Source organism: Streptomyces katrae, assembly GCF_000966975.1.
In the GTDB taxonomy this organism is placed as follows: domain Bacteria; phylum Actinomycetota; class Actinomycetes; order Streptomycetales; family Streptomycetaceae; genus Streptomyces; species Streptomyces katrae.
This window is the reverse complement of record NZ_JZWV01001048.1, coordinates 1-3,039: the sequence shown is the minus strand read 5'-3', so window position 1 is coordinate 3,039 and position 3,039 is coordinate 1. Positions and strand designations below refer to the sequence as shown.

The window sequence follows — 3,039 nt, the reverse complement described above, 5'->3', positions numbered from 1 at the left end:
CTCGGCCACGCGTCGAGGACCTCACCGCCGAGGATGATCGCGCAGACCTCCCATTCCGTTCCCCCGAGGTACGCCTCCACCATCCAGTCCCGCGCCGCGAGGTCGATCCCGGCGAGGTCGTCCGGCCCGTCGAGCCGGTGGGTGTCCACGCAGGCGAACGAGTCCACCGGCTTGAGCACCACCGGCCAGCCGTGCCGGCCGGCGAACCGCTCGATCCCGGCTGCCGACCCCACGCGTTCGAACTCCGCCGTCCGCAGGCCCAGTTCCCGGAAGCAGTCCTTCATGGCCGCCTTGTCGCGGACCAGGGCCACCTGCCGCTCGGTCAGGTGCGGCAGGCCGGCGAGCCGGGCGAACCGCTGGGCGGCCGCCTGCCGGGGCTCCGAGGGGTTGCAGAACCTGGTCGGCGCCGCCGGCAGCCCCGCCGCCCACTCCCGGTACCGCCGGGCCTCCTCGGCCGGAGCCGCGTCCTCGCGCACCCAGAAGGCGGGCAGGTGCGCGGTCTCCCGCAGGTGGTCCTCGGGCAGGTCCGGCCGGGTGTCGGCGAACCGCAGCAGGACCAGCCGGCCGGCCAGCTCCCGGGCCGCGTAGCGGGTGAAGGACGACGGCCGGTCGTCCACCATCAACAGCACCTCGGCGCCGCTCACACCGCCTCCAGCACCCGGCGGACGGCCTTGACCGCGAGCGCCTGTTCCTCCTCCGGGAGTTCCGGGGAGAGCGGCAGGCACAGGGTGCGGTCCAGCAGGTCCCGCGTGCGGGCGAACCCGTCGCGGCTGAGGGCGAGGGGCCCCTCCGGGGCGTGGTTCCACGGAAAGCCGTCGCGGTACAGCGAACGGCGGCCGGTGAGCACCGGGTGGGCGGGCAGCAGGTACTTCCCCAGCGTCCAGTTGGCGATGCCGGCCCCGGTGAGCGCGGCCACCGCGGCGTCCCGCAGCTCCTTGCTCTCGCACCGGAACCGCAGGCTGACCTTCACGTCGCCGGCCGCCCGGGGCCGGACCTCCAGGTCGGGGCGGGAGGGCAGTTCGGTCATGGCGATGGCGTACATCCGCTCCAGTCCGGCGAGCAGCTCGTCCAGGTGGCGGAACTGCTGGCACTGGACGGCCGCGACCTGCTCACTCGTGACGAAGTTCTCGCCGAAGTGGGCGTCCTCGTCCCAGGTCGGGTAGTGGCCGGGTACCCGGGCCGAGCCGTGGTCGTGGTAGCGGCGCATGGTCGCCCAGGCGTCGTCGGCGCCGGTGACGACGAGCCCGCCCTCGCCCGAGGTGAGGACCTTGTTGTGGTGGAAGCTGAACGTCCCGGCGTAGCCGGCCGTTCCCGCGTGCCGGCCGTCGGGGAGGCGTGCGCCGAGCGACTGCGCGCAGTCCTCGATCAGGTAGGGCACGCCCGCCGGCAGCGGGGCGACGGTGCCCTCCATGTGGGCCGTGATCACGCGCTGCGCGTCCGGGGGCAGCAGCGTCGGGTCCATCGAGAGCGAGTCGTCGGCGTCGACCAGGACCGGGATCAGGCCGCAGGACAGCACCGCGCCGGCCACCGCGACGAACGTCACGGCCGGGATGTACACCGGGTCGCCGACGGCCGGGCGGGTGGAGATCAGCGCCAGCCGCAGTGCCTCCGTGCAGTTGTGCACGGCCAGGGCGTGGCCCGCGCCGAGCCGTTCGGCCACGGTCCGCTCCAGGCGGGAGGCCATGCTCTCGGTCTCGGTCTGGTAGCGGAACAGGACCTGGTGCTCGATCACCTTCTTCAGTTCCGACATGTCGGACCAGTCGAGGTAGTTCGCTCCGTAGGGCAGGAAGCGCTGCCCGAGCCGCTTGTCGAGTGTGCTCATCGTGTGTCGGACTCCGTGATCGGCTGGGCGTCGCCGCCGACGACCATTTCCTGGCCTCGGTAGTTGCGCAGCAGCAGGCCGTCGGGGGTGGGGGTGAAGGAGGGCCGCGCGATGGGGATCTTCCCGATCCTGGTGGTCAGGACGTACTGGGGGACGCCGAACCCGGTGATGTGGCCCTGGAGGCCGTCCATGATCTCCCAGCCCTTCTCCACCGTCGTCATGAAGTGGGAGACCCCTGTGACGTTGTCGCAGTGGTAGAGGTAGTACGGACGGACCCGGATCCGCAGCAGCTCGGTCATCAGGGTGCGCATGACGGCGACGTCGTCGTTGATCCCGCGCAGCAGCACCGTCTGGTTCCCGACCGGGATGCCGTGCCGCAGCAGGCGGTCGACGGCCGCCGCGGCCTCCGGCGTGATCTCCTTGGGGTGGTTGAAATGGGTGTTCAGCCAGACCGGGTGGTAGCGCGCGAGCATGGAGCAGAGCTCTTCGGTGATCCTCTGCGGCAGCAGGACGGGGAACCTGCTGCCGATGCGGATGATCTCCACGCTGGGGATCGCCCGCAGCCCGGCGATGATCTCCTCCAGCTTGCCGTCCTGGTAGGAGAGGGGATCGCCGCCGGTCAGCAGGACGTCCCGGATCTCGGGGTGGTCGGCGATGTAGCGCAGGTCCTCCTCGAAGGAGCCGCCCTCGTCGTCACGGAAGTAGGTGCCGTCGACGTCGGTGGTGTGGAACTTGCGCGTGCAGTGGCGGCAGTAGACGGGGCAGGCCTCGGTGATCAGCATGATCACGCGGTCCGGGTACTTGTGCACGACCCGGTTGGTCCTGCGGTAGTAGGTGTCCCCGACGGGGTCGACCTCGGCGCCGGGGAACTCCATCAGCTCGCCGAGCGCCGGCACCGCCTGCTGCCGGACCGGACAGGCGGGGTCGTCGGGGTCCATCAGGGAGGCGTAGTACGGGGTGACGCTCCAGCGGTACTTGCCCGCCACCCCGGCGATGGCCTCCTCCTCGTCGGCACTGAGGTTGATCCACTGCCTGGCCTTCTCGACGTTGGTGATGCGCCGGCGCATGTGCCAGCGCCAGTCGTCCCAGTCGTTCTCGGGGACCCGGGGACGGATCAGTTCGGGGCGGGCGGTGGTGACGGGTTCGCGGACGGTGTCGGACATGGCGGCTCCAGCACGGCGCGGACGACGTGGGGGAGTGGGCCGGAAGCGGCGGGG

Annotated in this window: 3 protein-coding genes; all 3 read right to left on the bottom strand. The window is 71.5% G+C overall.

Annotation, left to right across the window (positions count from 1 at the left end; translation table 11 throughout):
• Positions 1-644 (bottom strand): ATP-grasp domain-containing protein (locus VR44_RS32045; RefSeq protein WP_045951138.1); only part of this gene is annotated, 644 nt, incomplete at its 3' end.
• Positions 641-1,822, bottom strand: a complete 1,182-nt coding sequence (locus VR44_RS32040) for a DegT/DnrJ/EryC1/StrS family aminotransferase (RefSeq protein ID WP_045951137.1) — start codon at positions 1,820-1,822, stop codon at positions 641-643. The genes VR44_RS32045 and VR44_RS32040, both read right to left, overlap by 4 nt.
• Positions 1,819-2,985, bottom strand: coding sequence for an arginine 2,3-aminomutase (gene blsG / locus VR44_RS32035; RefSeq protein ID WP_052713932.1), 1,167 nt, complete (start codon positions 2,983-2,985; stop codon positions 1,819-1,821). Before blsG ends, VR44_RS32040 begins: the two co-directional genes overlap by 4 nt.
• Positions 2,986-3,039 lie beyond the last annotated feature (54 nt).